The sequence below is a fragment of the Pseudomonas sp. c313 genome (assembly GCF_055407145.1).
The window spans coordinates 892,676-915,666 of sequence record NZ_JBUZRD010000002.1 but is presented as its reverse complement, the minus strand read 5'-3'; the positions used below and the strand labels follow the sequence as shown (position 1 = coordinate 915,666).

Annotated in this window: 21 protein-coding genes and 3 pseudogenes; 11 read left to right on the top strand and 13 right to left on the bottom strand. The window is 59.9% G+C overall.

From position 1 onward, the window contains the following. Positions 1-3: 3 nt before the first annotated feature. Positions 4-2,160: a lipase family protein gene (locus ACZRKZ_RS09170; protein ID WP_463981409.1), complete on the top strand. Its 2,157-nt coding sequence runs from the start codon at positions 4-6 to the stop codon at positions 2,158-2,160. A 2-nt stretch (positions 2,161-2,162) separates the two neighbouring features. Here the strand turns inward: ACZRKZ_RS09170 and codA are convergent, their stop codons facing one another. The 5 genes from codA to ACZRKZ_RS09145 form a co-directional block, all read right to left on the bottom strand. Beyond that, positions 2,163-3,398: a cytosine deaminase gene (gene codA, locus ACZRKZ_RS09165; RefSeq protein WP_463981408.1), complete on the bottom strand. Its 1,236-nt coding sequence runs from the start codon at positions 3,396-3,398 to the stop codon at positions 2,163-2,165. A gap of 66 nt (positions 3,399-3,464) precedes the next feature. After that, positions 3,465-4,733, bottom strand: a complete 1,269-nt coding sequence (gene codB / locus ACZRKZ_RS09160; RefSeq protein ID WP_463969333.1) for a cytosine permease — start codon at positions 4,731-4,733, stop codon at positions 3,465-3,467. A 207-nt stretch (positions 4,734-4,940) separates the two neighbouring features. Next, positions 4,941-5,564, bottom strand: a complete 624-nt coding sequence (locus tag ACZRKZ_RS09155; RefSeq protein WP_463981407.1) for an NUDIX hydrolase — start codon at positions 5,562-5,564, stop codon at positions 4,941-4,943. A 111-nt stretch (positions 5,565-5,675) separates the two neighbouring features. Then, positions 5,676-6,032: a 6-carboxytetrahydropterin synthase QueD gene (gene queD / locus ACZRKZ_RS09150; RefSeq protein ID WP_019692825.1), complete on the bottom strand. Its 357-nt coding sequence runs from the start codon at positions 6,030-6,032 to the stop codon at positions 5,676-5,678. A 77-nt stretch (positions 6,033-6,109) separates the two neighbouring features. Next, positions 6,110-7,189 carry a patatin-like phospholipase domain-containing protein gene (locus tag ACZRKZ_RS09145; protein ID WP_463981406.1) on the bottom strand — a complete coding sequence of 360 codons (1,080 nt, stop codon included), beginning with the start codon at positions 7,187-7,189 and terminating at the stop codon, positions 6,110-6,112. Between the two features lie 158 nt (positions 7,190-7,347). Between ACZRKZ_RS09145 and ACZRKZ_RS09140 the strand changes: the two genes are divergently transcribed. The 4 genes from ACZRKZ_RS09140 to ACZRKZ_RS09125 are packed head-to-tail and all read left to right on the top strand — an operon-like array spanning position 7,348 to position 9,963. After that, entirely contained in the window at positions 7,348-7,656 is a 309-nt protein-coding gene (locus ACZRKZ_RS09140; protein WP_463969336.1) for a PepSY domain-containing protein, read from the top strand. Further along, positions 7,656-7,979: a PepSY domain-containing protein gene (locus tag ACZRKZ_RS09135; RefSeq protein ID WP_133100443.1), complete on the top strand. Its 324-nt coding sequence runs from the start codon at positions 7,656-7,658 to the stop codon at positions 7,977-7,979. Before ACZRKZ_RS09140 ends, ACZRKZ_RS09135 begins: the two co-directional genes overlap by 1 nt. Continuing rightward, the gene (locus ACZRKZ_RS09130) at positions 7,979-8,647 is read left to right on the top strand and encodes a response regulator transcription factor (protein WP_463981405.1); all 669 of its coding nucleotides are present in this window, start codon (positions 7,979-7,981) and stop codon (positions 8,645-8,647) included. Before ACZRKZ_RS09135 ends, ACZRKZ_RS09130 begins: the two co-directional genes overlap by 1 nt. Beyond that, positions 8,644-9,963, top strand: coding sequence for a sensor histidine kinase (locus ACZRKZ_RS09125; RefSeq protein ID WP_463969338.1), 1,320 nt, complete (start codon positions 8,644-8,646; stop codon positions 9,961-9,963). The genes ACZRKZ_RS09130 and ACZRKZ_RS09125 overlap by 4 nt, the downstream gene beginning before the upstream one ends. Before the next feature lie 84 nt (positions 9,964-10,047). On the opposite strand, the pseudogene ACZRKZ_RS09120 reads toward ACZRKZ_RS09125, so the two are convergent. Together ACZRKZ_RS09120 and ACZRKZ_RS09115 are read right to left on the bottom strand one after the other, a co-directional pair. After that, positions 10,048-10,557 (bottom strand): annotated as a pseudogene (locus ACZRKZ_RS09120) (methyl-accepting chemotaxis protein); the annotation flags it as partial. 348 nt (positions 10,558-10,905) lie between these two features. After that, positions 10,906-11,976: pseudogene (locus tag ACZRKZ_RS09115) on the bottom strand (cache domain-containing protein); the annotation flags it as partial. Positions 11,977-12,451: 475 nt separating this feature from the next. On the opposite strand from ACZRKZ_RS09115, the gene ACZRKZ_RS09110 reads away from it, so the two are divergent. The 3 genes and pseudogenes from ACZRKZ_RS09110 (at position 12,452) to ACZRKZ_RS09100 (ending at position 15,570) form a co-directional block, all read left to right on the top strand. Further along, positions 12,452-13,771, top strand: coding sequence for a Na+/H+ antiporter family protein (locus tag ACZRKZ_RS09110; protein ID WP_463969594.1), 1,320 nt, complete (start codon positions 12,452-12,454; stop codon positions 13,769-13,771). 119 nt (positions 13,772-13,890) lie between these two features. After that, positions 13,891-14,712, top strand: a pseudogene (locus ACZRKZ_RS09105) (cache domain-containing protein); the annotation flags it as partial. Between the two features lie 36 nt (positions 14,713-14,748). Further along, positions 14,749-15,570, top strand: a complete 822-nt coding sequence (locus ACZRKZ_RS09100; RefSeq protein ID WP_463981467.1) for a methyl-accepting chemotaxis protein — start codon at positions 14,749-14,751, stop codon at positions 15,568-15,570. A gap of 79 nt (positions 15,571-15,649) precedes the next feature. On the opposite strand, the gene trhP is transcribed toward ACZRKZ_RS09100, so the two are convergent. Then, complete coding sequence (gene trhP, locus ACZRKZ_RS09095; RefSeq protein WP_463969339.1) at positions 15,650-16,969, bottom strand: prephenate-dependent tRNA uridine(34) hydroxylase TrhP; 1,320 nt, start codon at positions 16,967-16,969, stop codon at positions 15,650-15,652. Positions 16,970-17,131: 162 nt separating this feature from the next. On the opposite strand from trhP, the gene ACZRKZ_RS09090 reads away from it, so the two are divergent. Then, positions 17,132-18,193 carry an AI-2E family transporter gene (locus tag ACZRKZ_RS09090; protein ID WP_463981404.1) on the top strand — a complete coding sequence of 354 codons (1,062 nt, stop codon included), beginning with the start codon at positions 17,132-17,134 and terminating at the stop codon, positions 18,191-18,193. On the opposite strand, the gene ACZRKZ_RS09085 is transcribed toward ACZRKZ_RS09090, so the two are convergent. From ACZRKZ_RS09085 to ACZRKZ_RS09075, 3 genes are all read right to left on the bottom strand, one after another. After that, on the bottom strand, positions 18,190-18,369 hold the full coding sequence (locus ACZRKZ_RS09085; protein WP_463969341.1) for a hypothetical protein: 180 nt from the start codon (positions 18,367-18,369) through the stop codon (positions 18,190-18,192). The two genes, ACZRKZ_RS09090 and ACZRKZ_RS09085, sit on opposite strands and share 4 nt — an antisense overlap. A gap of 113 nt (positions 18,370-18,482) precedes the next feature. Continuing rightward, on the bottom strand, positions 18,483-18,677 hold the full coding sequence (locus ACZRKZ_RS09080) for a hypothetical protein (protein ID WP_133100434.1): 195 nt from the start codon (positions 18,675-18,677) through the stop codon (positions 18,483-18,485). A 245-nt stretch (positions 18,678-18,922) separates the two neighbouring features. After that, positions 18,923-19,273 carry a hypothetical protein gene (locus ACZRKZ_RS09075; RefSeq protein WP_463969342.1) on the bottom strand — a complete coding sequence of 117 codons (351 nt, stop codon included), beginning with the start codon at positions 19,271-19,273 and terminating at the stop codon, positions 18,923-18,925. Between the two features lie 155 nt (positions 19,274-19,428). Between ACZRKZ_RS09075 and ACZRKZ_RS09070 the strand changes: the two genes are divergently transcribed. Beyond that, a complete protein-coding gene (locus tag ACZRKZ_RS09070; protein WP_463969343.1) occupies positions 19,429-20,247 on the top strand; it encodes a shikimate 5-dehydrogenase in 819 nt (272 codons plus the stop codon). Between the two features lie 70 nt (positions 20,248-20,317). Here ACZRKZ_RS09070 and ACZRKZ_RS09065 read toward each other — a convergent pair whose 3' ends face one another. Next, entirely contained in the window at positions 20,318-20,965 is a 648-nt protein-coding gene (locus ACZRKZ_RS09065) for a YceH family protein (protein ID WP_463981403.1), read from the bottom strand. A 125-nt stretch (positions 20,966-21,090) separates the two neighbouring features. Between ACZRKZ_RS09065 and ACZRKZ_RS09060 the strand changes: the two genes are divergently transcribed. Then, on the top strand, positions 21,091-21,600 hold the full coding sequence (locus ACZRKZ_RS09060) for a DUF1993 domain-containing protein (protein WP_463981402.1): 510 nt from the start codon (positions 21,091-21,093) through the stop codon (positions 21,598-21,600). A gap of 69 nt (positions 21,601-21,669) precedes the next feature. On the opposite strand, the gene sstT is transcribed toward ACZRKZ_RS09060, so the two are convergent. Further along, entirely contained in the window at positions 21,670-22,893 is a 1,224-nt protein-coding gene (gene sstT, locus ACZRKZ_RS09055; RefSeq protein ID WP_463981401.1) for a serine/threonine transporter SstT, read from the bottom strand. Between the last annotated feature and the right edge of the window lie 98 nt (positions 22,894-22,991).

Sequence of the window (22,991 nt, the reverse complement as noted above, 5' to 3'; positions counted from 1 at the left end):
GCCATGGCTCTTGAAGAATGGAAGCAACCTTTTTTTAGCGGAAAAATGCCGGTTTGTCCGTTGCGTGGATGCTGGCTGAGTTTTTGTCTTGTGGACGACTCGGGTGATGGGAACGCCTACGGAGGCCTTGCCTATAAGGTATTCGACAGCACAGGGCAGCAACACGCGGGACGTTTGAACGGAAACGGTTTTGCAAGGCTGGACAATCAATATCGCGGTCCCGTGGTAGTGATCTTCGATGCAGCCTATTTGGCAGGTGAGGATTACCACGGAGTTCTGCAGCGCCGCGATAGGTATCCATTACCCATCACCGAACTCCAAGTCCGTGCCGAACATACCCGTTTTTCTCGTGCCGACGCTCAGCGCCCAGAGAGTAATCCGGCGCGGCAGCAAGCGGACAAGTTCTATCAGGTCGAAGTGCGCGATTTAGTCCGGCACGTTGCGCACCTGCCGCCACCGGCGCCGCGGACTCATCAGCCTCAGCGGCATGCGCTGAAAATGATGGCAGACCTAGGGTTCGGACCACCTCAACCATCACTGGCAGGATTGGTCCTGTTTCCCAATCAACACACAGTGTTGGAAGTTCGCCCGCTGCGAGCACTGCGCCCGATACTGTCAACCGATGACCAATTCTGCGCTTTGAATCTGTATCAGTTGGCCCTGATGGCAACCCTCAGTTACTGCGATTTCGGTCAGCAACCTGCGACTCAGCCGGTGGATCAGGTGAGCTTTCCCCTGGACCCGAGCGTTGGTCATCTCTTTGCGGAAAAATTAGCGGGTTATCAGGAGGCCTGGAAAGTTGATCCCGCCCAGGTGCAATGCTTTTACCCGTTGTATGAAGATGTGCCGTACTCACAACGCTTTGAAATTTTGCCGTTTGATCCCGAGTTGTATGCGCAAAATCGACCGGAGTTGGGGAATAAACAGGAGCATCCTGCGCAGTTGCACTTTTTCGACGATGTTGAGCGAGGTACTGATACGCAGGCATTTATCTGCCATCACCATGAAGTGATCCTGATTGCGGTACGGGGCACGGCCAGTGGTGCCGATGGGATACGTGACGCGAACGCCCATCAGGTTCCATTCGTTAGTGGGGTAGGGAAAGCCCATGAAGGGTTTTATCAGGCTTATCAAGCCATGCGCGATTTTGTGCTGCGTTATCTGGACCAATTTTATTCAGGGCAACGCATTGTAATTTGTGGCCACAGCCTGGGTGGCGCGATCGCCTTGTTACTCGCGGAGGGTTTGCGCAGAACCCAAGATGTCCACTACAACATCCTCCTCTACACCTACGGCGCCCCGCGCGCCGCCGACTCTGAGTTCACCAACGGCGCCACCGCCCTGGTACACCACCGCATCGTCAATCACAACGACCCGGTCCCCAGCGTCCCGGCACCCTGGATGAACACCACTGCCAAACTCTGGGTCCCGGGTGCCGTGGCGCTGTTCAGCCATCCTGCAGCCGGCGGCCTGCTATTTGCGCTGGGGCTGGTGCGCCTGAACGGCAACCCCTATCAACATCACGGCGCGCAACAACATTTTATGCCGATCATCTTGCCGGACGGCACTCAGTCCTCTGTCTTGTGGACCCCAGGCTGTGAATCCATCGAGGAGGCAGCCTGCAATCGCGCCTTGCGACTCAACGCAGACATGCCTGATCGAGCAAACCTGATCAAGCAACTGGTCCAATCCAGCCAGCACTTTATGGTCGCCAGCTACATCCCGGCAGCCTGGGCCACCCTGCGTCGCTGGCAACAAACCCTGGACGCCCGCGGTACGCTGGTGACTCCTCGGGAGTTTGAGCGAATCGAACAGGCCCTCACCGCCATGCAGCAACAACTTCGGGACAAGAACCGTGAGCTGGATCTGCGCCGTCCTGCCAACCAGCGAGGCTACGAGGACAGCCAGGCCTTGAGTCTCGAAGTCGACCGCCTGGACACCGCCCGTCAACGCCTGGAAACACTACGCTGGCGCCGGCTGCAAGTCCGGGATGTATACGGCAGTCACGCCCAATCCCCAACACTGCAGCCCTGCCTGAAACGCTGGTTTACCCATCAGGAGAACCGCGAACTGTCGCAAGTGGCAAGTATCCCGCCGCAACCGGCTGACGACTGGGGACCGGGAAGGGCGCAAACCCTGGATATCGATTCGATCGTGTAAAGCTACAAAAACTCCACCTGGGCGGGCTGGCGCTTCATCAATACCTTGCCCCCGCGAATTGAGTACAACGGCAATCCCTGGCTGCGAATCACTTCGTAGTCGCTGTCGGCAGAAAGGATCAGCAGGTTGGCCGGACGCCCCGGCTCCAGCCCGTAACGATTCCCCAGTGCCATGGCCTGGGCGCTGTTGTCGGTGACCAGGTCCAGAGCGCTTTGCAGGTTACGGTAGCCGAGCATATGGCAGATGTGCAGCCCGGCTTCGAGCACCCGCAGGATGTTGCCGTTACCCAGTGGATACCAGGGATCGACTATGGAGTCCTGGCCGAAGCAGACATTCATGCCGGCTTCCAGCAATTCGTTGACTCGGGTTACGCCTCGGCGTTTCGGGAAGTTGTCGAAGCGCCCTTGCAAGTGAATGCTTTCGGTGGGGCAGGAGACGAAGCTGATACCCGAATGCCCTAGCAGGCGAAACAACTTGGCGCAGTAGGCATTGTCGTAGGAGCCCATCGCCGTCGTATGGCTGGCGGTAACCCGGCTGCCCATGTCTCGGCTGCGGGCCTCTTCGGCCAGCACTTCAAGAAAGCGCGAATGTGGGTCGTCGGTTTCGTCGCAATGCACGTCCACCAGGCAACCGGTGCGCTCGGCCAGGTCCATCAGGAACTTCACCGAGCTGACGCCTTGGTCGCGGGTGTACTCAAAGTGCGGGATACCGCCGACCACATCGGCGCCGAGGCGAATGGCTTCTTCCATCAGTTCGCGGCCGTTGCGGTAGGACTCGATGCCTTCCTGGGGGAAAGCGACGATCTGCAGGTCGATCAAGTGCGTGCTTTCCTGGCGCACTTCCAACATGGCCTTCAGCGCGGTCAGGTCCGGGTCGGTGACGTCGATGTGAGTGCGCACATGCTGGATGCCATGGGCGGCCAGGGTCTGGATCGTTTTTTTGGCGCGAGTCTTGGTGTCTTCCTGGGTGATGGTGGCCTTGCGTTCGCCCCAGCACTCGATGCCCTCAAACAGTGTGCCGCTCATGTTCCAGCGCGGCTCGCCAGCGGTGAGGGTGGCGTCGAGGTGGATATGCGGCTCGACGAAGGGTGGCACCACCAGGTTGCCGCCGGCATCCAGGTCGTCCGCCCCCAGTGTCGGTGCGGCACCTTGTGGGGTGATGCTGGCGATCCGGCCATGTTCCAGGTGCAGATCATGCAAGCCTTCACGGTTGCGCAGGCGAGCGTTGATGATGTGCATGGGCAAGTTCCTCTTTGGCAAAAAACAATCAGGCGACAGCGGCCAGCACATCCGCCAGGGTCAGGCTCATACCTGGGCGTCAGCCAACGGTGCGCGTACCCGCAGCAGAGCGGTCAGCATGATATAGGTTGCGGACGCGGCGGCAATCCCCACCAACGGTGCCACCCATGGTGAGTTGAATGCCAGCACGGTACCAACCGCGTAGGCCGTCAGCCCAGGCCAGTTGAACGCCGGCAAGCGGGCCTCGGCCAAGCGTGGGTAGTGGCCGCGATAACGGTAGAAAAAGTCGGCCATGATCACCCCGCCAATCGGCGGAATCACCGTGCCCAGCAGAATCAGGTAAGGCACCAGCATGTCGTACATGCCCAGCAGCGCCAGTAGCGTGCCGATCACCGCGCCGATCAGGGTCACGGTCTTGCGGCGTCGGGTGCGCAGCAGGTTACAACCGGCGACGGCGAAGTTGTAGATGGTGTTGTCCTGGGTGCTCCAGATATTGAGCAGCAGCATGGCCATTGCCGCCAGGGCGAAACCTTGCAGCAGCAACACTTCCACCACGTCTGGTTGCTGATAGACGATGGCACCATAGGCGCCAATCAGCACCATCAGACCGTTGCCGATAAAGAAGCCAATTAGGCTGGCCAGCACCGCCACCTTGGCCGAGCGGGAAAATCGGGTCCAATTGGTGGCCTGGGTTGCGCCGCTGACAAAGGTGCCGAACACCAGGGTAATGGCCGTGGACAGACCCAACTCGCTCGTGGGCACCACGGCCAGCAATCCGTCGAGCCCGCCGACTTTCACCGTGGCGACCCACATCGATAGAAACAGCAGGATGCACATGGCCGGTACCGCGATATACGACAGAATCTCCAGCCCGCGATACCCCACGTAGGCGGTGGCGCAGAACACCATGCCAAATAGCACCATCAATGCCAGCACGCTGCCCTGGCTCAATTCGAAATATTTGCCCAGCACCACGGCGGCGGTGGCGGTGCCCCAGGCGTACCAGCCGATTTGGGTGAAGCCGAGGATCAGGTCACTCAACTTGCTGCCCACTTCGCCGAAGCAGAAGCGCCCCATCAGTACCGAGTTCAAACCGCTCTTGAAGGCGATGTAACCCAGGCCTGCGGCGTAGATACCCAACAGCAGGTTACCCAGGGCCACGACGCCGAGCATCTGGGTAAAACTGAAGGCCACTCCCAGCTTGCCGCCGGCGAACATGGTCGCGGTAAAAAAGGTGAAACCCAGCAGCACCATGGCCGTGGAGGCAAGGCCCTTGCGCGCGTGCATGGGTACTTCGCTGAGAGGGTAATCGTTGCCCGGTTCTTTCTGCGTCATGTGCCTTTCCCTTGAATGAGTGACGCAGGCCTGTTGCACCGGTCGTGCCAATTGCGCGGCAGTGAGAGGCGCACGGTGCTTGCTGTGCAGGTTGCACAGTATTTATAGCCAAGCAGGGGAGTTCGGTGGGAATAGTTGTACTGCAAAGCCCGATCAGGCGCGAAAGCGGTGCGACGGTGATACAAATTGGATCACCGCCCCGTTGCCTCAATCGAAGAGGGTGTGAGTCGTCTCACCGCGATGAAACGCAAACGCTGCCTCAAGATCACTCTCAATGGTCCGGCCCCGTGACAGTGGCGGCAGGTCATCCAGACTGAAGAAGCCGACATCCGTGGTCTCGAAACCGGCCATTGGTGCGGCCTGATCGATTCGCTCACAGAGAAAGTACAGCTTGTAGAAGTCCCGAACATCGGGCCGGTATAAGCCTTTGGCTTTATGGGTAACGCTGTACAGCGCCCGTACGGTGACGGTTAAGCCCGCCTCTTCACGGATTTCCTTGATGATGTTTTCAGCGGCCGACAAACCGATATCGGCATAGCCACCGGGCAATGCCCAGCAGCCATCGGTCAGTTCCCGCACCAGCAGGATACGGTCGCCCTCGATCACCGCACCGCGCACATCAATCATCGGCGTTGAATAGCGCTGGGCAAAGTCCGAGACCAGCCCGGTGATGCGCTCCAGCGGCAAGTTACCCAACTGCGCCAGCATGCTGTGGGCAATATGAGCGATTTCCTCCAGGCGCTCACGCTCGAAGTCATCCTTGCAAAAGTGCAACCCTGTTGAGGCCAATGCTTGCAGGCGTTTGGCCTGAGCCAGCCAGGTATTTTCCATGGTGGGGTCCTTGAATGCCGGGAAGTCCCGTTTTAATCGCTGCTGGCCTGCGGAGCAAGGCCGGCAGGCATAAAAAAACCACCTATAAAGGTGGTTTTTCACAACGCCGGCTTATTCGCCGTGATAGATGCAGCCACTGGTGCACGTTTCATGAATCCGAATCGCGCTGAGTTCCGGCAACAACGGTTTCAACTCATTCCAGATCCACTTGGCCAGCACTTCACTGGTTGGGTTTTCGAGGCCTGGAATGTCGTTGAGGTAGTTGTGGTCGAGGCGCTCGTAGAGCGGCTTGAAAATCGCCTTGATCTCCGAGAAGTCGCGGATCCAGCCGGTATGCGGGTCGAGGTCGCCGCTCAGGTGGATGGCCACCTTGAACGAGTGGCCGTGCAGGCGCCCACATTTGTGGCCTTCGGGCACGTGAGGCAGGCGGTGGGCGGACTCGAAGGTAAATTCTTTAAAAATTTCCACAGTGTTTTTCAGCTCGGTCAGGTGTCTGGCAGGCGGCGAGTTTAACAGCTTGATCCGGCGCAGGGCACACCGGCTGATCAGAGGGGCGTCAGGCGTTCACCCAATTGTCCGCTATCGGCCAACGCCAGAAACTCATCGCCCAATCGACGGCTTTCGCTCATTGCTGCTTGCCAGTATTTATTGCGGCTCGCGTCATCGCCCATGAAACGCTTGAAGTCGCTACGGTCTGGCAGTTTGCCGTGGGGCAGGCGGGCCAGGTATTCCCTCGACGGTGACAGTAGCAATACATTCTGTAGGCCCTGTTGACTGCCACGTCGCCAAGGCAGGCCCTTGTCGAACCAGCCAGGGATGACCCGGTCGGTGAAGTGCGGGTACAGCACGATGTCATCGCCCTGGTAGGGCAGGTCGAGGTGGTAGTCCAGCAGGCCGCCGTCGCGGTAAGTTCCGACACCGGCTCCCGGCAGGTCGCGCACCCCTTGCATGACCATCGGGATCGAACCGGATGCCAGCAGCGCCTGGCGCAGGTTGCCCGTGTCCAGGTCGAGAAAACGCGAGGGAAAATCCTTGAGCGGGTGCAGCGGCGGTGCCTGGCGGGGGTCGTGGATGATCAGCCGCTCAAAGTGTCGTGATAGACGTGCACGGCCCCGCAGGTTATCGGCAATCACCGATGACAACCCGAGGCCCAGGCGGCCACGGTGATCGTCGGCCAGCAGCCCATGGCTTTTGACCACGACGATGTTCAGGCGATAGAGGGGGTTGGTCAGCAGCGTTGCATCGCGCCCGGCCAGCAGGTCATCGAGCATGCGCTGGCAGCTCTGGCTGACCTCGGCCATGGTCACGCCCTTGGCAAAACGCTGTTCGTTGTACAAGCGGCCAAGGTCAAGCAGGCCTTGCACAGGGTCGGGCAGGCAGGCGCTGGCAAAGCGCCAGGAGCCAATGGACGCGCCGATCAGTGAGCGCTCCCGGGGTTCCCGTGCCAGCCAGTCACCGAACAGCGCCAGGTCCAGGCCCTGGATGCCCAGGGCTTTCGGGCCACCTGCCGCGCCGGGGAGAATGCCGACATCAACCGGCTTCAAACCTTGTTCACGAATGCGCGAAAAGGCGCGCTTGCCGGCCTTGAGCGTGAGGGCTGGAAACTTGATGTGAATAGCGGTCATACCGTTCTCTTTTGACGCGAGCAGGGCAGTATAGAAAATCTCGCACGTTTGAGGGCAAGGTGTTTAGGATAATTGCCATGGTGGCAATTCAGTTTCAGTTAAGTTGCAGGCGTTACCGTGAGCCCCGTAGGAAAAACATCCTGAAACGGAGACGCACCATGAAAAACCTCACAGCTTTAGTTGCCACCAGTATCATCGCCCTCACCGCCAGTCTGGCCCAGGCCCGCGACCTGGGGCCGGATGAGGCGTTGAAACTGCGCGACGCTGGTACCATTGTGTCTTTCGAGAAGCTCAATGCCACGGCACTGGCCAAGCATCCCGGAGCGACGGTGACTGAAACCGAGCTTGAAGAGGAATACGGCAAGTACCTTTATCAGGTTGAACTGCGCGATGCCCAGGGCATTGAGTGGGACCTGGAATTGGATGCTGTCACTGGGGTTGTCCTCAAGGATCATCAGGATACGTAATGAAGGTAAATCTACGCACCAGCAGTCGAGTGGCACTGGTGCTCCTGGCTTTTTGCTCGGTGGTAGCTGCCCGGGACCTGGGCCAGGACGAAGCGCTGCACCTGCGCCAGAAGGGCGAAATCGCACCCCTTGAGCACCTGTTGGGGCCAGCCATGGCGCGCTATCCGGGCGCCAAGTTGCTGGATGCGGAGCTGGAGGAGCACAAGGATCGCTCGGTGCGCTATATCTATGAAATCGAACTGTTGACCGTCGACGGTGTGGTGCGCGAGATCGAACTCGACGCCAACACCGGTCAAGTGCTTAAAGACAAGGAAGATGACTGATGCGCCTGCTTCTGGTGGAAGACCACGTCCCGCTGGCCGATGAACTGATGGCCGGGCTCAACCGCCAAGGCTATGCGGTGGACTGGCTGGCGGACGGGCGCGATGCGGTCTATCAGGGGCGTAGCGAACCTTACGACCTGATCATCCTCGACCTCGGCCTGCCGGGTTTGCCCGGGCTTGAAGTATTGGCTCAATGGCGCGCCGCCGCGCTGGCCACCCCGGTGCTGATCCTTACCGCTCGCGACTCCTGGGCCGAACGCATCGAAGGGCTCAAGGCCGGCGCCGATGACTATTTGAGCAAACCATTCCACCCTGAAGAGTTGTACCTGCGCATCCAGGCCCTGCTGCGCCGCTCCCATGGCCAGCCTAACCAACCGACCCTGCAGGCGGCCGGCTTGCACCTGGACGAAGGCCGTCAGTGCGTCATCCTCGACGGTGAAGAGATTCAACTGACCGCCGCCGAGTTCCGGTTATTGCGCTATTTCATGTTGCACCCCGAACAGATTCTTTCGAAAAGCCACCTGGCCGAGCATCTGTACGACGGTGAGACCGAACGCGACTCCAACGTGCTGGAAGTCCACGTCAACCATCTGCGCCGCAAGCTGGGCCGCAGCGTGATCGAAACCCGGCGCGGCCAGGGCTACCGCTTTGGCGCCGCCCCAACGTGAAATCCATCCAGCGGCGGTTGAGCCTGGGACTGATCAGCGTGATGGTGATCATAGGCCTGGTGCTGGCGCAGACCAGTCTGTGGCTGTTCGAAGTGGGTTTGCAGCGTTACCTCGAATCAGGGCTGCGCAACGACAGTGAGAACCTGTTGGTGGCACTGGTACGCGGACCCAACGGCGTACAGCTGGATGAGCAGCGTCTGTCTCCGGCCTATCAGCGGCCGTTTTCCGGGCACTATTTCCGTATCGACTTTGGTAACACTCATTGGCGCTCTCGCTCACTGTGGGACCAGGAGTTGCCGCAACTGCCCCAGGCCGGTCTCAAGGGCAACCTGCAACTGGGGCCAGAAGGCCAGCAACTGCTGGTGTTGCGTTCGGACTACAAGCGTTTTGGCCAGTCGATTTCCATCAGCGTGGCCCAGGACTACTCACCGGTCAGGGAAAGCTTTCGCTTAATGCGCCAGGTCGGCCTGGTGCTGGGATTGGCGGCGTTGCTGCTGATCCTGATCCTGCAACGGGTCACCGTGCGCCGGGCCTTGCGCCCACTGGAAATCGCCCGCGAACAGATCGCCCAACTGCAACAAGGCCAGCGCTCGCAACTGGACACCCAGGTGCCGGTGGAACTGGAGCCGCTGGTGGCACAGATCAACCATCTGCTGGCCCACACTGAAGACAGCCTCAAACGTTCACGCAATGCCCTGGGCAATCTAGGCCATGCCTTGAAAACCCCGCTGGCGGTACTGCTGAGCGTGGCGTCCAGCGAACAGCTCAAGGACCATCCGCAGTTGAGCAAGCTGTTGCGTGAGCAGTTGGAGCAGGTGCAGCAACGGCTCAACCGTGAACTCAATCGCGCGCGGCTGGCCGGGGAGACCTTGCCGGGCGCTTTGTTTGATTGCGATGGAGAATTGCCGGGATTGCTGGCGACCCTGAATATGATCCACGGCGAGCATCTGGACTTGAGTTATCACGTTCGTCCTGGCCTGCAATTGCCGTGGGACCGCGAGGACTTGCTGGAGCTGCTTGGCAACCTGCTGGACAACGCCTGCAAATGGGCGGATGCCGAGATACGCTTGAGCATCGTTGAAACTGCGCAAGGCTTTAGTCTGAGCGTCGAGGATGATGGGCCTGGCATTCCCGAGGCCCAGCGTGATCAGGTCTTCAGCCGTGGCACGCGACTGGATGAACAGACCGCCGGCCACGGGCTGGGCCTGGGGATCGTGCGGGATATCGTCGAGGTGTGGGATGGGACATTGCAGTTGCAGGAGAGCGCGTTGGGCGGGTTGAAGGTGGCGATCGAATTGCCCCGCCGTCATGGCTGAAGGCCGCAACAATGTGCAGCTACCCATAGCTATCGCAGACAAACCACACTGGATTGTCATCGAACGGGCGATGACGCCAGTGCCTCAAACCTTGAACTGATCCATCAACCCCTGCTGCTGATTGGCCAGGCTGTTCAACGCCTGGCTAACCCGTGCCGACTCGTTGGCCTGCTCGGACAACGACTCGGTCACATCGCGAATAGTCGCCACGTTGCTGTTGATCTCCTCGGCCACGGCACTTTGCTCCTCGGCGGCGCTGGCAATCTGCAGGTTCATATCGCTGATCACCGTCACCGCCTCGCCGATCTGGCGTAAGGCCGTGACCGCCTGGCCTACCTGTTCGACACTGCCCTGGGCCTGGCGATGGCTGTTGCTCATGGAGCCAACCACTTCTTGGGTGCCGTTCTGCAATTGCTCAATCACCAGGCGAGTTTCCTCCACCGACTCCTGGGTACGCCGGGCCAGGTTGCGCACTTCATCGGCAACCACCGCAAAACCACGACCGGCTTCACCGGCACGGGCGGCTTCGATGGCCGCGTTGAGCGCCAGCAGGTTGGTCTGTTCGGCGATGGCGCGGATCACTTCCAGGACCGAACCGATCTTCTCGCTGTTGGCGGCCAGGCCCTCGACTTGAGCCATCGCCGTGCTCATGTCGGCGGCCAGATGCCCGATGCTGGTGGTGGTACGGTCAATCACGGTCAAGCCTTCGCGGGTAGCCTTATCGGCATCGCGGGCGGCCTGTGCTGCCTGGGCGGCGCTGCGGGCGACGTCCTGGGCGGTGGCGCTCATCTCGTGGGAGGCGGTGGCCACCTGATCGACCTGGCGGTATTGCTGCTCCATGCCGGCGCTGGTCTGGGTGGCAATGGCGGCGGACTGGTCGGCGGTGCCACGTGCGTCCTGCACCGAACGCTTGACCTCGGCGATGATCGGTTGAAGTTTGTCGAGGAAACGGTTGAACCAGCCGGCCAGCTCACCGAGTTCATCCCGCTTGTCGTAGGCCAGGCGCCGGGTCAGGTCGCCTTCGCCGCTGGCAATGTCTTCCAGCATGCGTGCCACGCCAAGGATTGGCCGGGTCACGCTGCGGGCCATCAGCCACACCAGCAACAGACCGACCACCGCTGCCAAGAGGCCCAGGCCCAGTTCCAGCAGGGTGCCCTTGGTGTTATCAGCATCCAGTTCGGCCTTTAGGGCTTCGGCGGGACCGATCAGGATTTTTTCAGGCACGTCCAGCAACACGCCCCACGACTTGCCGTCGGGAATCGGTTGGAAGGGCGCCAGCACTTTGAGTTGATGGTCGGTGCGCAGGCTGTGTGTCTGGGTGCCGGCGGCCAGTGCGCTGATCAGTTGCGCGCCGCTGGCGGTGTCAACGCTGTCCAGGCGCTGGCTGAGTTTGCTGGCGTCCGGGCTGTAGCCGGCCAGCAGGCCCACCGGGCTGATGATGCTGACGTTGGTCTGGCCGTCATAAAGCTTCTGGCTGGCGCGTTGGCTGATTGCCTGCAGGCTGTTGAGGTTGATGTCTACCGACAGCGAGGCGATGACTTTGCCGTCCACCATCAATGGGAAGACGATGCTGGTCATCAGCACGTTTTGCCCATCGATCACATAGAAGTAGGGCTCGATCACACACGGCTTGAGGGTGTTGCGTGGGCAGGTGAACCAGGCGTTGGCTTTTTCGCCGCTGGGTCCGACACTGGTGTCGGACATGTCGCTTTCGGGAAGCGACATGGAGGTCAATGTGCCGGGTGTTGGCTGTGACCAGTAGAGGGCGAATCGACCTTTTTCGTTGCTGCCCAGATCTTTCTGGTCGGTAAACAGTTCGTCCTTGCCATCCAACGCATTGGCCTCGAACACCAGGGACAGGCCCAGCAGGTCCGGGTTGGCTTGCAGCGCCGCCTTGACCTGGCGGGTCAGGTCTTCGCGCAGGTCGAAGGCATCCAGGAAGCGCTTCTCGGCTTGTTCGCGCAGGAACAGTACCTGGCGGGAAAAACCGTGACCGTATTGATAGGCGTCCATGAATTGCTGGCGAATGCCCAGTGCCTGCACTTCACCCTGGGCCTCGATACGGGCCTGGGCCGCGACGTCGAGCATCTCCATGCTGGAGGCTTTGACCCGCAGAGAACTCTGCTCCATGCGATACAGCGAAAGACCCACCAGCAGGGTCACGATCCCCAGCAGGCAAAGGCCGGCCAGGAGGGTGATTTTCCATTGAATGGACAGCTGTCTGAGCGACATGGAGATCCTTAACCTTCGTTACGGCAGAGATGATTAACTGTATCGGCGGCTCGGGTTTTTTCTTTATTCATACGCCCAATTGCATCGCTGCCAGCGACGTCGCTCTTTGACATGCTGCTCCACCTGCTGCAAAGTGCGCGCCCTCTAATAAAACTCCCTTTTTGCTTCCCTTCCGGCAGCCGTTCTCGACGGTAGCCAGGGCGGATGTGTGCCGTTTGTTGCTGTTTTTTATGCTTTCTGTCTTGAGGTAACCATGATAAATGCAGTCATTGCCGCGGTCGGCACCATGCTGGTGCTCAGCCTGTCCCGTGTGCATGTGGTCATCGCGATCATTGTCGGCGCCCTGGTGGGCGGCTTGACCGGTGGGCTGGGTATCGATGCGACGCTGAAGGCGTTCAACAGCGGCCTGGGCGGCGGCGCCACGGTGGCGTTGTCCTACGCCTTGCTCGGTGCTTTCGCGGTGGCGATTGCCAAGTCCGGCCTGGCCCACGCCTTGGCGGACAAGGCCCTGCTGCTGGTGGATCGCCAGGAAGCCAACGGTGGCAACCACGTCAAATGGGTACTGATCGGCCTGCTCTGGGCGGTGGCCATCGCCTCGCAGAACATCCTGCCGATCCATATCGCCTTTATCCCGCTGCTGGTGCCGCCGCTTCTATATGTGCTGACCAAGCTGCAACTGGACCGCCGCCTGATTGCCTGCGTCATGACCTTCGGTCTGATCACCCCCTATATGTTCCTGCCCGTGGGTTTCGGCAATATCTTCCTCAACCAGATCCTGCTGGCCAACGTTGCCAAGAGCGGGGTGGACATCAGCCAGGTCAACGTCACCCACGCCATGGGCATCCCGGCGCTGGGCATGGTGTTTGGGCTGCTGGTGGCGGTGTTTATCAGCTACCGCAAGAAACGCGTGTACGACCTGGAGAAAATCGAGCGAGTCGAGCAGGTCGCCGTGCAATACAACCCGTTGACTCTATTGGTGGCCGGCCTGGCGATTGCCTCGGCGTTCATTATCCAGTTGTGGCTGGATTCGATGATCATCGGCGCCCTGGCCGGGTTCCTGATCTTCTCGGTGTCGGGCATCGTGCGCTGGCGTGACACTGACGACCTGTTCACCGAAGGCATGAAGATGATGGCGATGATCGGCTTCATCATGATCGCCGCGTCGGGTTTTGCCGAAGTGCTCAAGGCCACCGGCGAAGTGCAGACCCTGGTGCAAGCGTCCGCCGCCTTCATCGGCAATAGTCGTGGTGTGGGCGCCTTACTGATGTTGCTGGTCGGGCTGCTGGTGACCATGGGCATCGGCTCGTCGTTCTCCACGGTGCCGATCCTTGCCGCGATTTTCGTGCCGCTGTGTGTGCAGCTGGGGTTCAGCCCGCTGGCGATCGTTTGCATCGTCGGTACGGCCGGCGCCCTGGGCGATGCCGGTTCGCCAGCCTCAGACTCGACACTGGGCCCGACCTCGGGTTTGAACATCGACGGCCAGCATCACCATATCTGGGACACCGTGGTGCCGACGTTCCTGCACTACAACCTGCCGTTGCTGGCGTTTGGCTGGTTTGCCGCGATGACCTTGTGACGTTGAATTGTCTTGTGGCGATCCGACAAGCTCGCTCGCCACAACAAGCCCGCTCCTACAGTTTTATCCCCCCAGGCCGTTAACCCTCTTACGTCGTCCCCATTCGAGAGAGAAAAGCCATGCGCCTTAGCCTGAAGGCCAAAGTATTGTCCCTCGCAGTACTGCCTGTTCTGTTGTTTGCCGTGGTCATCAGCCTGACCACCGTGTGGATTCTTCAGGAGCAAGCCCGTAACGAGGTCGAAGAAACCCGCCAGGGCTTACTTAATGACGCCAAGGCCACCCTGCAGAGTTATGTCGAGGTGGCAATGACTACCATCAAACCGCTCTACGATGCCGCCGCCCCAGGTGACACTGCCGCGCGGGTGCAGGTGGTCAAGCTGCTGTCGAACACCCGCTACGGCAAGGACGGCTACTTCTTTGGTTACGACTCCGAAACCATTCGCCTGTTCAAGGGCAACAGCCCTGAGGGCGTTGGCAAAAGCTTCAAGGACAACCGGGACCCCAACGGCGTCTACGTCAATCGTGACCTGGTAAAAGTGGGCAAGGATGGCACGCATTACCTGCAATACAGTTCGACGCAGCCTGGGCAAACGGCCTTGGTGCCCAAACTCGGCTACACCGAATACTTGCCCAAGTGGGACATGGTCATCGGTACCGCGGTCAACCTGGATGGCATCGAAGCCCAGGTCGCCGAGGTCGAGGTCAAGGTGCATGAGCGCATGGAAGGCGTGCTGATGAACATCATCGGCATCGCAGTGGTGGTGCTGTTGGTGATTGCTGCTGTGGGCATGCTGGTGGCCAATACCATCTTGCGGCCGCTGCACCTGATGAAAATCAACCTTGACGACATCGCCGCCGGCGAAGGTGACTTGACCCGTCGTCTGGAAATCACCAGCCAGGATGAGCTTGGAGAGTTGGCGGGTTCGTTCAACCGTTTTGTTGACAAGATCCACGGTCTGGTGCGCCAGATCACCGAAATGACCTCGCAACTCACCGGCCTTGTCAGCCAGGTCACCGACCAGGCTCATCGCTCGGAACAGGCGATGGAGCGCCAACGTCACGAGACTGACCAAGTGGCGACGGCTATCAATGAAATGTCCTCGGCGGCCCATGAAGTGGCCCGCAGTGCCCAGGGTGCGGCAGTGGCGGCGCAACAGACCGACGCCGAAGGCCAGGCTGCCAAGCGTGTGGTGGACGGCAGCATTGCGCAGATCCATGCGCTGGTGAATGACATTCGCAGCAGCGGCGTGTCCCTGGACAGCCTGCAGCAGGACGTTTCGTCGATCGTCAGCGTGCTCGGGGTGATTCGCTCGATTGCCGAGCAAACCAATCTGCTGGCCCTCAACGCTGCCATCGAAGCGGCCCGCGCGGGTGAAGCCGGCCGTGGTTTTGCGGTGGTGGCCGATGAAGTGCGGGCCTTGGCCAGCCGCACCCAGCAAAGCACTCAGGAAATACAGGGCATGATCGACCGCCTGCAAAAGGGCACCGAGGCGGCCGTGGAAGCCATGCGCCGCTCCAGCGATGCTGGCGACGGCACCTCGGCTCAGGCCAACGAAGCCGGTGCGTCCCTGGACGCCATGGCCCAGTTGATCGGCACCATTAACTCAATGAACGCGCAGATCGCCAGCGCCGCCGAAGAGCAGACTGCCGTGGCCGAAGAGATCAACCGCAGCGTGCATCAGATTGCCGTGGCGGTGGACAGCGTGGCGGATGAGACTCAGCTGGGCGCGCAGACGTCCCGTAGCCTTGCTGATCTGGGGCAGCGGCTGGGCAAGTTGGTGGGGCAGTTCAGGATCTGATTCAGGCAATGAGGCGCCTGTACGGGCCTCATTGCGGGCAAGCCCGCGATGAGGCCGGAACAGGTACCCTCAATTTCCCTTAAACATCGCGCATCAAAAGCCCAAACTGCAGACCCATCTCCATGGGTATCGGCACATACACGGTATGCCCGTCCCCCGGTGCTACCTCGATGGCCTCGCCTTTACCGTTCTGCATCATCCCTAGATCAAAATGAAAATTCCCCGCCGGCGTCATCAACTCCAGATGATTGCCCACGGCAAAGCGATTCTTCACCTTGACCTCGGCCAACTCCCCGCGCCGCTCACCCGTCAACTCACCGACAAACTGCTGGCGCTCCGACACTGAGCTGCCGTTCTGATAGTTTTGGTACTCGTCATGCACATGCCGACGCAGGAAGCCTTCGGTGTAGCCGCGCTGGGCCAGGGACTCCAGATTGGTCATCAGGCCACGGTCAAACTCCCGTCCGGCCACCGCGTCATCAATGGCCTGGCGGTAGACCTGGGTGGTACGTGCGCAATAGAAATGTGATTTGGTCCGGCCTTCGATCTTCAGCGAATGCACGCCCATCCGGGTCAGGCGCTCGACGTGCTGCACCGCCCGCAAATCCTTGGCGTTCATGATGTAGGTGCCGTGCTCGTCTTCGAACACCGGCATCTGTTCGTCCGGACGATTGGCTTCCTGGAGCAGGAATACTTGGTCGGTGGGGGCGCCAAGGCCCAGGGTCGGCTCGGGTTGATATTCCTGGACGATATCGCCGGCTGCGTTTTCCACCGCAGGCGTCGCCTGGTACTTCCAGCGGCAGGCATTGGTGCAAGTGCCCTGGTTGGCGTCACGCTTGTTCATGTAACCCGACAGCAGGCAGCGTCCGGAGTAGGCCATGCACAGCGCACCATGGACAAAAATTTCCAGCTCCATGGCTGGCACCTGCTGGCGGATTTCAGCGATTTCCTCCAGGGACAGTTCCCTGGACAGGATGATCCGGCAGATCCCTTGCTGCTGCCAGAACTCGACGCTCGCCCAGTTCACCGTATTGGCCTGCACCGACAGGTGAATCGGCATCTGCGGGAAGTGCCGGCGCACCAGCATGATCAAACCCGGATCGGACATGATTAACGCGTCCGGCCCCATGGCGATCACAGGCGCCATGTCCTTGAGGAAGGTTTTCAGCTTGGCGTTGTGGGGCGCGATGTTGACCACCACGTAGAAACGCTTGCCCTGGGCATGGGCCTCCTCGATGCCGAGGGCCAGGTTGGCATGGTCGAACTCGTTATTGCGCACCCGCAGACTGTAGCGCGGTTGCCCGGCGTACACCGCATCGGCGCCGTAGGCGAAGGCGTAGCGCATGTTTTTCAGGGTGCCGGCGGGGGCGAGCAATTCGGGGGCGAGGGCAGGGAGCATGAGGACTTCGATCGCAAAAGGGTGGCAGGGTAATCGAGCCCGGCCTGGGCTTTATTGATCTGCGTCTACTCTGTAGGGACAAAGATGGCACTCGCAGGATTTGCGGCGGACTAAGCAACAGGGCGCGCTGGGCGCTCTGTGTTTTTCTGGCATGGATTGGACATGAACCAAACGAATTTGCAATTCAAAACCCTGCTGTTGCTGCTGGCTCTGGTGACCAGTGCGTTTCTCTGGATACTGCTGCCGTTCTACGGTGCAGTGTTCTGGGCGATTATTCTGGGGATTGTCTTTGCGCCCCTGCAGCAGCGCCTGCAGCTGCGGTTTGGCTGGAATAGAAACCTGACGTCACTCTCCACCCTACTGGTCTGCCTGGTGATCGCGATTTTGCCGGTGATCATCACCAGTGCCTTGCTGGTGCAGGAAGGCGCGACTCTGTACAAGAATATTGAAAGCGGCAAACTGGACATTGCCGGCTATATCGAGCAATTCAAGACCCTTCTGCCGCCGTATTTCCAGCATCTGCTGGATCGCTTCGGCATGGGCAACCTGGAAGGGCTGCGGGAAAAAATCGTCAAGAGCGCCATGCAAGGCAGCCAGTTCTTCGCCAGCCAGGCGTTCAGCTTTGGCCAGGGCACCTTTGATTTCCTTGTCAGTTTTTTCATCATGCTGTACTTGCTGTTTTTCCTGCTGCGCGACGGCCCTGAACTGGTACGCAAGGTGCGCACGGCGGTGCCGCTGGACGAACCACAGAAGCGTCGCCTGCAACTGAAGTTCAACCGGGTGGTGCGCGCTACCGTCAAGGGCAACTTACTGGTGGCCGTGACCCAGGGCGCGCTGGGCGGCTTGATCTTCTGGTTTCTGGATATTCCCAGTGCATTGCTGTGGGCGGTATTGATGGCGTTTCTGTCACTGCTACCGGCGGTGGGCGCGGGGATTGTCTGGGCCCCGGTGGCGGCATACTTCCTGCTCAGCGGTTTGATCTGGCAAGGGGTGGTGCTGGCGCTGTTCGGCATTTTTGTGATCGGCCTGGTGGACAACGTGCTGCGGCCGATCCTGGTAGGCAAGGACACCAAGATGCCCGATTACCTGATTCTGATCTCGACCTTGGGCGGCCTGTCGATCTTCGGTCTCAATGGGTTTGTCATCGGGCCGTTGATCGCTGCGTTGTTCATGTCGAGCTGGGCGCTGTTCGTCGAAACCAAGCCACGTGTACGATTGCCTTAGGCTTGGAAACAGTGAGCCATCTTGCGTGACAGGGCCTGGGCGTCGGGCAATGAGGTGAGCGGGCCGCTGATGGCCTCACCGTCCCGTACCAGGTACCAGCAGGCGAGTAAACCCAGATCCCTGAGTGGGGCGGGAACGGCGCTGCCGATGACGGACATGATTTGAATAGTGGGCATATCTACCTCCATTTCTCTATGGCGCTCACCTTACGGTTCATACGCCTTGAGGAGAAATCACCCTGCTCGATAGTCGACATCACTGTCATCGAGACAAGCGCGGCATGCTGCGATCAGTCAACCACCTGATCGAGCATGCTCACCACTTCCTGTTCGCTGAGCAGACCCTTGCGGACTAGATTTTCCGTTAGCAGCGAGAGGAACTTGGCGCTGCGATGGCCTTCCAGGTGCTTGAGTTCGGTCAAGGCGCTATAGACCTTGCTGGAAGTGCAGAGGCCGGCGGTGCGGTGCGGGTTCTGTGTGGGCATGCTGGGGCGTCCTTGTTGTTATGACTTGTTAGGGGTGGACAGTTTTGATAGTGAAAGCGTGACATGACGAAAACATGACAGCACGAACTCGGTTTGGGCAAGTGCACATTGAGCTCAATGATGTCGGATTTAACCGCAGCCATTGTCCTCACAACGACCTTGGCAAGATTTATTCAGGCCGTATGAGCCATAAAAAAGGCCCCGCAGCTGCTGCGAGGCCTGTTCAGGTGTCTCAGTCAAACAAGTTACCAGCCGCGACCATAATAGCCGCGATGTGGACCGTAATAGCCTCGTGGTGGCCCGTAGTAAACCGGGGCAGGGCGGTAATAAACCGGCTGTTGCACGTAGACCGGTTGTGGTTGGTAGTAGACCGGCGGTGGAGCCGCGTATACCGGCTGCGGCTGGACATACACCGGTTGCTCTACATAGACCGGCCGGGATTGGTTGGCGATCACCGAACCCACTACGGCGGCACCGACGACGGCGCCGATTACGGCCGGGCCACCCCAGCCACCACCGTGGGCAGAGGCTTGGCCTGCCACAGCCAGTGCACCGATCAGCAAAGCGATCTTGGGGAGTTTACGAATCATGGTCATTCCTCGGTTGGCCCCTGCGCTTGTGGTCTGCAATCAATAGACTCAAGGATTGTCGCGGGGATACTTTTAAGACAGCGTATTTCTGAAAAACAGCACAGCCGGTAGGTAAAGGTTGTGTAAGGTCTGTACCGATTTGCTTACTCAAGGAGTTACTCATGCTGATGAACCCCAACAAGGACACCCAACTGTGCATGTCACTGTCGGGGCGCCCCGGGAATTTTGGCCTGCGCTTTCACAACCACCTGTATGAACAATTGGGTCTGAATTTTTACTACAAGGCCTTCAGCAGTCAGGATTTGCCCGGTGCCGTTGCCGGTATCCGCGCCCTGGGCATTCGCGGTTGCGGTGTGTCCATGCCGTTCAAGGAAGCCTGTATTGCCCTGGTGGACGAGTTGGACGACTCGGCGCGGGCCATCGCCTCGATCAACACCATCGTCAACACCGCTGGGCACCTCAAGGCCTACAACACCGACTACATCGCCATTGAACAATTGCTGAACAAACATGCGGTGCCCAAGGATTTGACCTTCGTCCTGCACGGTAGCGGCGGCATGGCCAAGGCCGTGGCCAGCGCATTGCGCGATGGCGGCTACACCAAGGGCGTGATTGTTGCGCGCAACGAAGCCGCCGGCAGGGCATTGGCGCAAAGCCTGGGGTATGAGTGGCAGGCGCAACTGGGCGACCTGCGCCCGCAGATGCTGATCAATGTGACGCCCATCGGCATGACCGGCGGCCCGCAAGCCGAGCAGTTGGCTTTTGACGCCGATGCCATCGATGCTGCTGACACTGTGTTCGATGTAGTGGCTATTCCCGCGGAAACCCCGTTGATCCTGCGCGGTCGTGCCCAGGGCAAACGGGTGATTACGGGTCTGGAAGTGATCGCGATCCAGGCGTTGGAGCAGTTTGTGTTGTACACCGGCGTGCGGCCGACGGATGAGCAGTTTCAGGCGGCAGTGGCGTTTGCTAGGGGGTAATGTGGCAAGCAGTTAAGGGCGAACAATGTGCCTGTGACCGCCACAATAAGCCCGCTCGCCACAGAGGGTTTTATTCCAGGCGGGTAAGACGCTCTTCCAGCGCTGCAATTCGAGCTTCCAGTTCTTCAATGCGCTCCAGGGAAACACCGCCGCCAGCGCCACGGTCCTGCGGATTGCCGCGGGCGGCAAGGATCACCTCGATATCCGCCGGGTCCCCCAGGGAATGCGTATAGCGATCTTCGCGCTGCCCCGCCTGACGAGGCACCAGCAATGCCAGGTCGCGAGCGATCAGGCGCTCCAGTTGATGCACCACTTGCTCGGCATCTTCAAAGTCGTGCATGCGCCCGCTGCGGGTCAGCAGTTCGTTGACCGTCTGCGGGCCGCGCAGGAACAGCAGGCCGGTGAGAATCACCTGGGCTGGCACCAGCTCCAGGGCCTTGTCCACACGGTGCTCCCAGCGGTCGGCACGGCTGCCCATCACCAGCTTGGTAAAGCCGCGACCTTCCAGGGCGCGCAGGCTCTGGCCGACCTGGCCCTGGCTGAGGTTCATCACCGGTTCCCGGCTGGTTTTCTGGTTGCAGGCGATCACCAGGGCATTAAGCGTCAGCGGGTAGGTTTCAGGATTGGTGGCCTGTTTTTCGATCAGGCAACCCAAAACGCGGATTTCCGTGCTGTTGAGACGTGGCTCTGAGGAGGTGGTGTCGTGCTCGCTGGTCATCGCGCTTTCCCTATGCTGTGAGCCCACTAGCCTAATCTCGAAAAAATAAAAGACAAGCGGCACTGGCAGCCTGCATGGCTATAATCGTGCCTGATCCGAACCCTGCCACAACTGTCGAGACTGTCATGACTATTTCCCTGTACGCCGCTTCCCTCCCGGTCTTCAAGCAAATGCTCAACGCCCTGAGCGATGTGCTGAACAAGGCCCAAGCCCACGCCGCCGCCAAGAACATCGACCCGAACGCCTTGCTGCAAGCGCGCTTGTTCCCGGACATGTTCCCGCTGGTGCGTCAGGTGCAGATTGCTGTCGACTTCGCCAAGGGTGTTTCTGCGCGCCTGGCTGAGATCGAAGTGCCGAAATATGAAGACACCGAAGTCACCTTCGCCGACCTGCAAGCACTGATCGCCAAGGTCCTGGCCTTTATCGATACCATCACCCCAGCCCAAGTCGACGGTAAGGAAGGTATCGAAATCGTCACCCGCCCAGGCACACCTAAAGAGAAGCGCTTCAGCGGCCAGTCCTACCTGCTGACCTACGGCCTGCCGCAGTTCTTCTTCCACGTCACCACCGCCTACGCCTTGCTGCGTCATAACGGAGTGGAAGTGGGCAAGCGCGATTACATGGGCGCGTTCTAAGCCCAGAGACATAAAAAAGCCCGGGCCAGCTCGCAGTGAGTTGGCCTGGGCTTTTTTGTAGCTGACGGTTTATGCCGCAGTTTTTGCATCCTGGCCCAGGCATGCAGCGGCAGTGAACAGCACGTCGGTAGATGAGTTCAGTGCGGTTTCCGCCGAGTCCTGCAGCACGCCAATGATGAAGCCCACGGCGACCACTTGCATGGCGATTTCACTGGGAATGCCGAACAGGCTGCACGCCAGGGGGATTAGCAACAGTGAACCACCGGCAACGCCCGACGCACCACAGGCACAGACCGCTGCCACTACGCTGAGCAGTATGGCGGTCGGCAAGTCGACGGCAATGCCCAGGGTATGCACGGCGGCAAGGGTCAATACGGTAATGGTAATGGCGGCGCCGGCCATGTTGATGGTTGCCCCCAGTGGGATCGACACTGAATAGGTGTCCTCATGCAGTCCCATGCGCTTGCTCAACGCCAGGTTGACCGGAATATTGGCCGCTGAGCTGCGGGTGAAAAACGCCGTGATGCCACTTTCCCGCAGGCACATCAGCACCAGCGGGTAAGGGTTGCGGCGCAGTTTCCAGAAGACAATGGCCGGGTTGACCACCAACGCTACGAACAGCATGCAACCGATCAGCACCAGCAGCAGGTGCGCGTAGCCCAGCAGCGCGCCGAAACCGGAGGTGGCCAGTGTCGAGGCCACCAGGCCGAAGATCCCAAGCGGCGCAAAGCGAATCACCATGCGTACGATCAACGTGACCCCGTTGGACAGGTCATTCAGCACGGTGCGCGTGGTTTCGCCGGCATGGCGGATAGCGACGCCCATGCCGATGGCCCAGGCCAGGATACCGATGAAGTTGGCGTTCATCAGCGCGCTGACAGGGTTGTCCACCACACTGAGTAACAGGCTTTGCAGCACTTCGCCGATGCCGCCGGGGGCGCTCACGGCCACATCGTGGGTCACGAGCACCAGGGGGGAAGGGAATAGCGTACTGGCAATCACCGCAACGGCGGCAGCGGCAAAGGTGCCCAGCAGATACAGGAACAGGATCGGCCGAATATGGGTTTCCTGGCCGTGCTTGTGGTTGGCGATTGAGGCCATGACCAGTACAAATACCAGGATCGGTGCGACTGCCTTGAGGGCCGAGACAAACACTTTGCCGATAAAGCCCGTGGATTGGGCGACGCTGGGCAAAAGTAGAGCCAGCAGAATACCGGCCACCAGGCCGATGATAATTTGCGTGACCAGGCTGACGCGCATGAGTCGACGAAAGAGGGGCGGGACAGCAGTCATAAGGGCGTCTCTAGTTTTTTTAGGGTATGCGGCGGTGCGTGCAACCAAGGCAGCAGAAGCCGGGCAGGCTGCCAGAGAGTAAAACGCTGGAAAGTTTT

Bases quoted from the DNA above. Each gene is read 5' to 3' on its own strand.
- ACZRKZ_RS09070 (WP_463969343.1), top strand. From the start codon at position 19,429: ATGCTGATGAACCCCAACAAGGACACCCAACTGTGCATGTCACTGTCG.
- ACZRKZ_RS09155 (WP_463981407.1), bottom strand. From the start codon at position 5,564: ATGGAAAATACCTGGCTGGCTCAGGCCAAACGCCTGCAAGCATTGGCC.
- ACZRKZ_RS09065 (WP_463981403.1), bottom strand. From the start codon at position 20,965: ATGACCAGCGAGCACGACACCACCTCCTCAGAGCCACGTCTCAACAGC.
- sstT (WP_463981401.1), bottom strand. From the start codon at position 22,893: ATGACTGCTGTCCCGCCCCTCTTTCGTCGACTCATGCGCGTCAGCCTG.
- ACZRKZ_RS09075 (WP_463969342.1), bottom strand. From the start codon at position 19,273: ATGACCATGATTCGTAAACTCCCCAAGATCGCTTTGCTGATCGGTGCA.
- trhP (WP_463969339.1), bottom strand. From the start codon at position 16,969: ATGCTCCCTGCCCTCGCCCCCGAATTGCTCGCCCCCGCCGGCACCCTG.
- codA (WP_463981408.1), bottom strand. From the start codon at position 3,398: ATGCACATCATCAACGCTCGCCTGCGCAACCGTGAAGGCTTGCATGAT.
- ACZRKZ_RS09085 (WP_463969341.1), bottom strand. From the start codon at position 18,369: ATGCCCACTATTCAAATCATGTCCGTCATCGGCAGCGCCGTTCCCGCC.
- ACZRKZ_RS09090 (WP_463981404.1), top strand. From the start codon at position 17,132: ATGAACCAAACGAATTTGCAATTCAAAACCCTGCTGTTGCTGCTGGCT.
- ACZRKZ_RS09130 (WP_463981405.1), top strand. From the start codon at position 7,979: ATGCGCCTGCTTCTGGTGGAAGACCACGTCCCGCTGGCCGATGAACTG.
- ACZRKZ_RS09145 (WP_463981406.1), bottom strand. From the start codon at position 7,189: ATGACCGCTATTCACATCAAGTTTCCAGCCCTCACGCTCAAGGCCGGC.
- ACZRKZ_RS09060 (WP_463981402.1), top strand. From the start codon at position 21,091: ATGACTATTTCCCTGTACGCCGCTTCCCTCCCGGTCTTCAAGCAAATG.
- ACZRKZ_RS09080 (WP_133100434.1), bottom strand. From the start codon at position 18,677: ATGCCCACACAGAACCCGCACCGCACCGCCGGCCTCTGCACTTCCAGC.
- ACZRKZ_RS09135 (WP_133100443.1), top strand. From the start codon at position 7,656: ATGAAGGTAAATCTACGCACCAGCAGTCGAGTGGCACTGGTGCTCCTG.
- codB (WP_463969333.1), bottom strand. From the start codon at position 4,733: ATGACGCAGAAAGAACCGGGCAACGATTACCCTCTCAGCGAAGTACCC.
- ACZRKZ_RS09100 (WP_463981467.1), top strand. From the start codon at position 14,749: ATGACCTCGCAACTCACCGGCCTTGTCAGCCAGGTCACCGACCAGGCT.
- ACZRKZ_RS09170 (WP_463981409.1), top strand. From the start codon at position 4: ATGGCTCTTGAAGAATGGAAGCAACCTTTTTTTAGCGGAAAAATGCCG.
- ACZRKZ_RS09140 (WP_463969336.1), top strand. From the start codon at position 7,348: ATGAAAAACCTCACAGCTTTAGTTGCCACCAGTATCATCGCCCTCACC.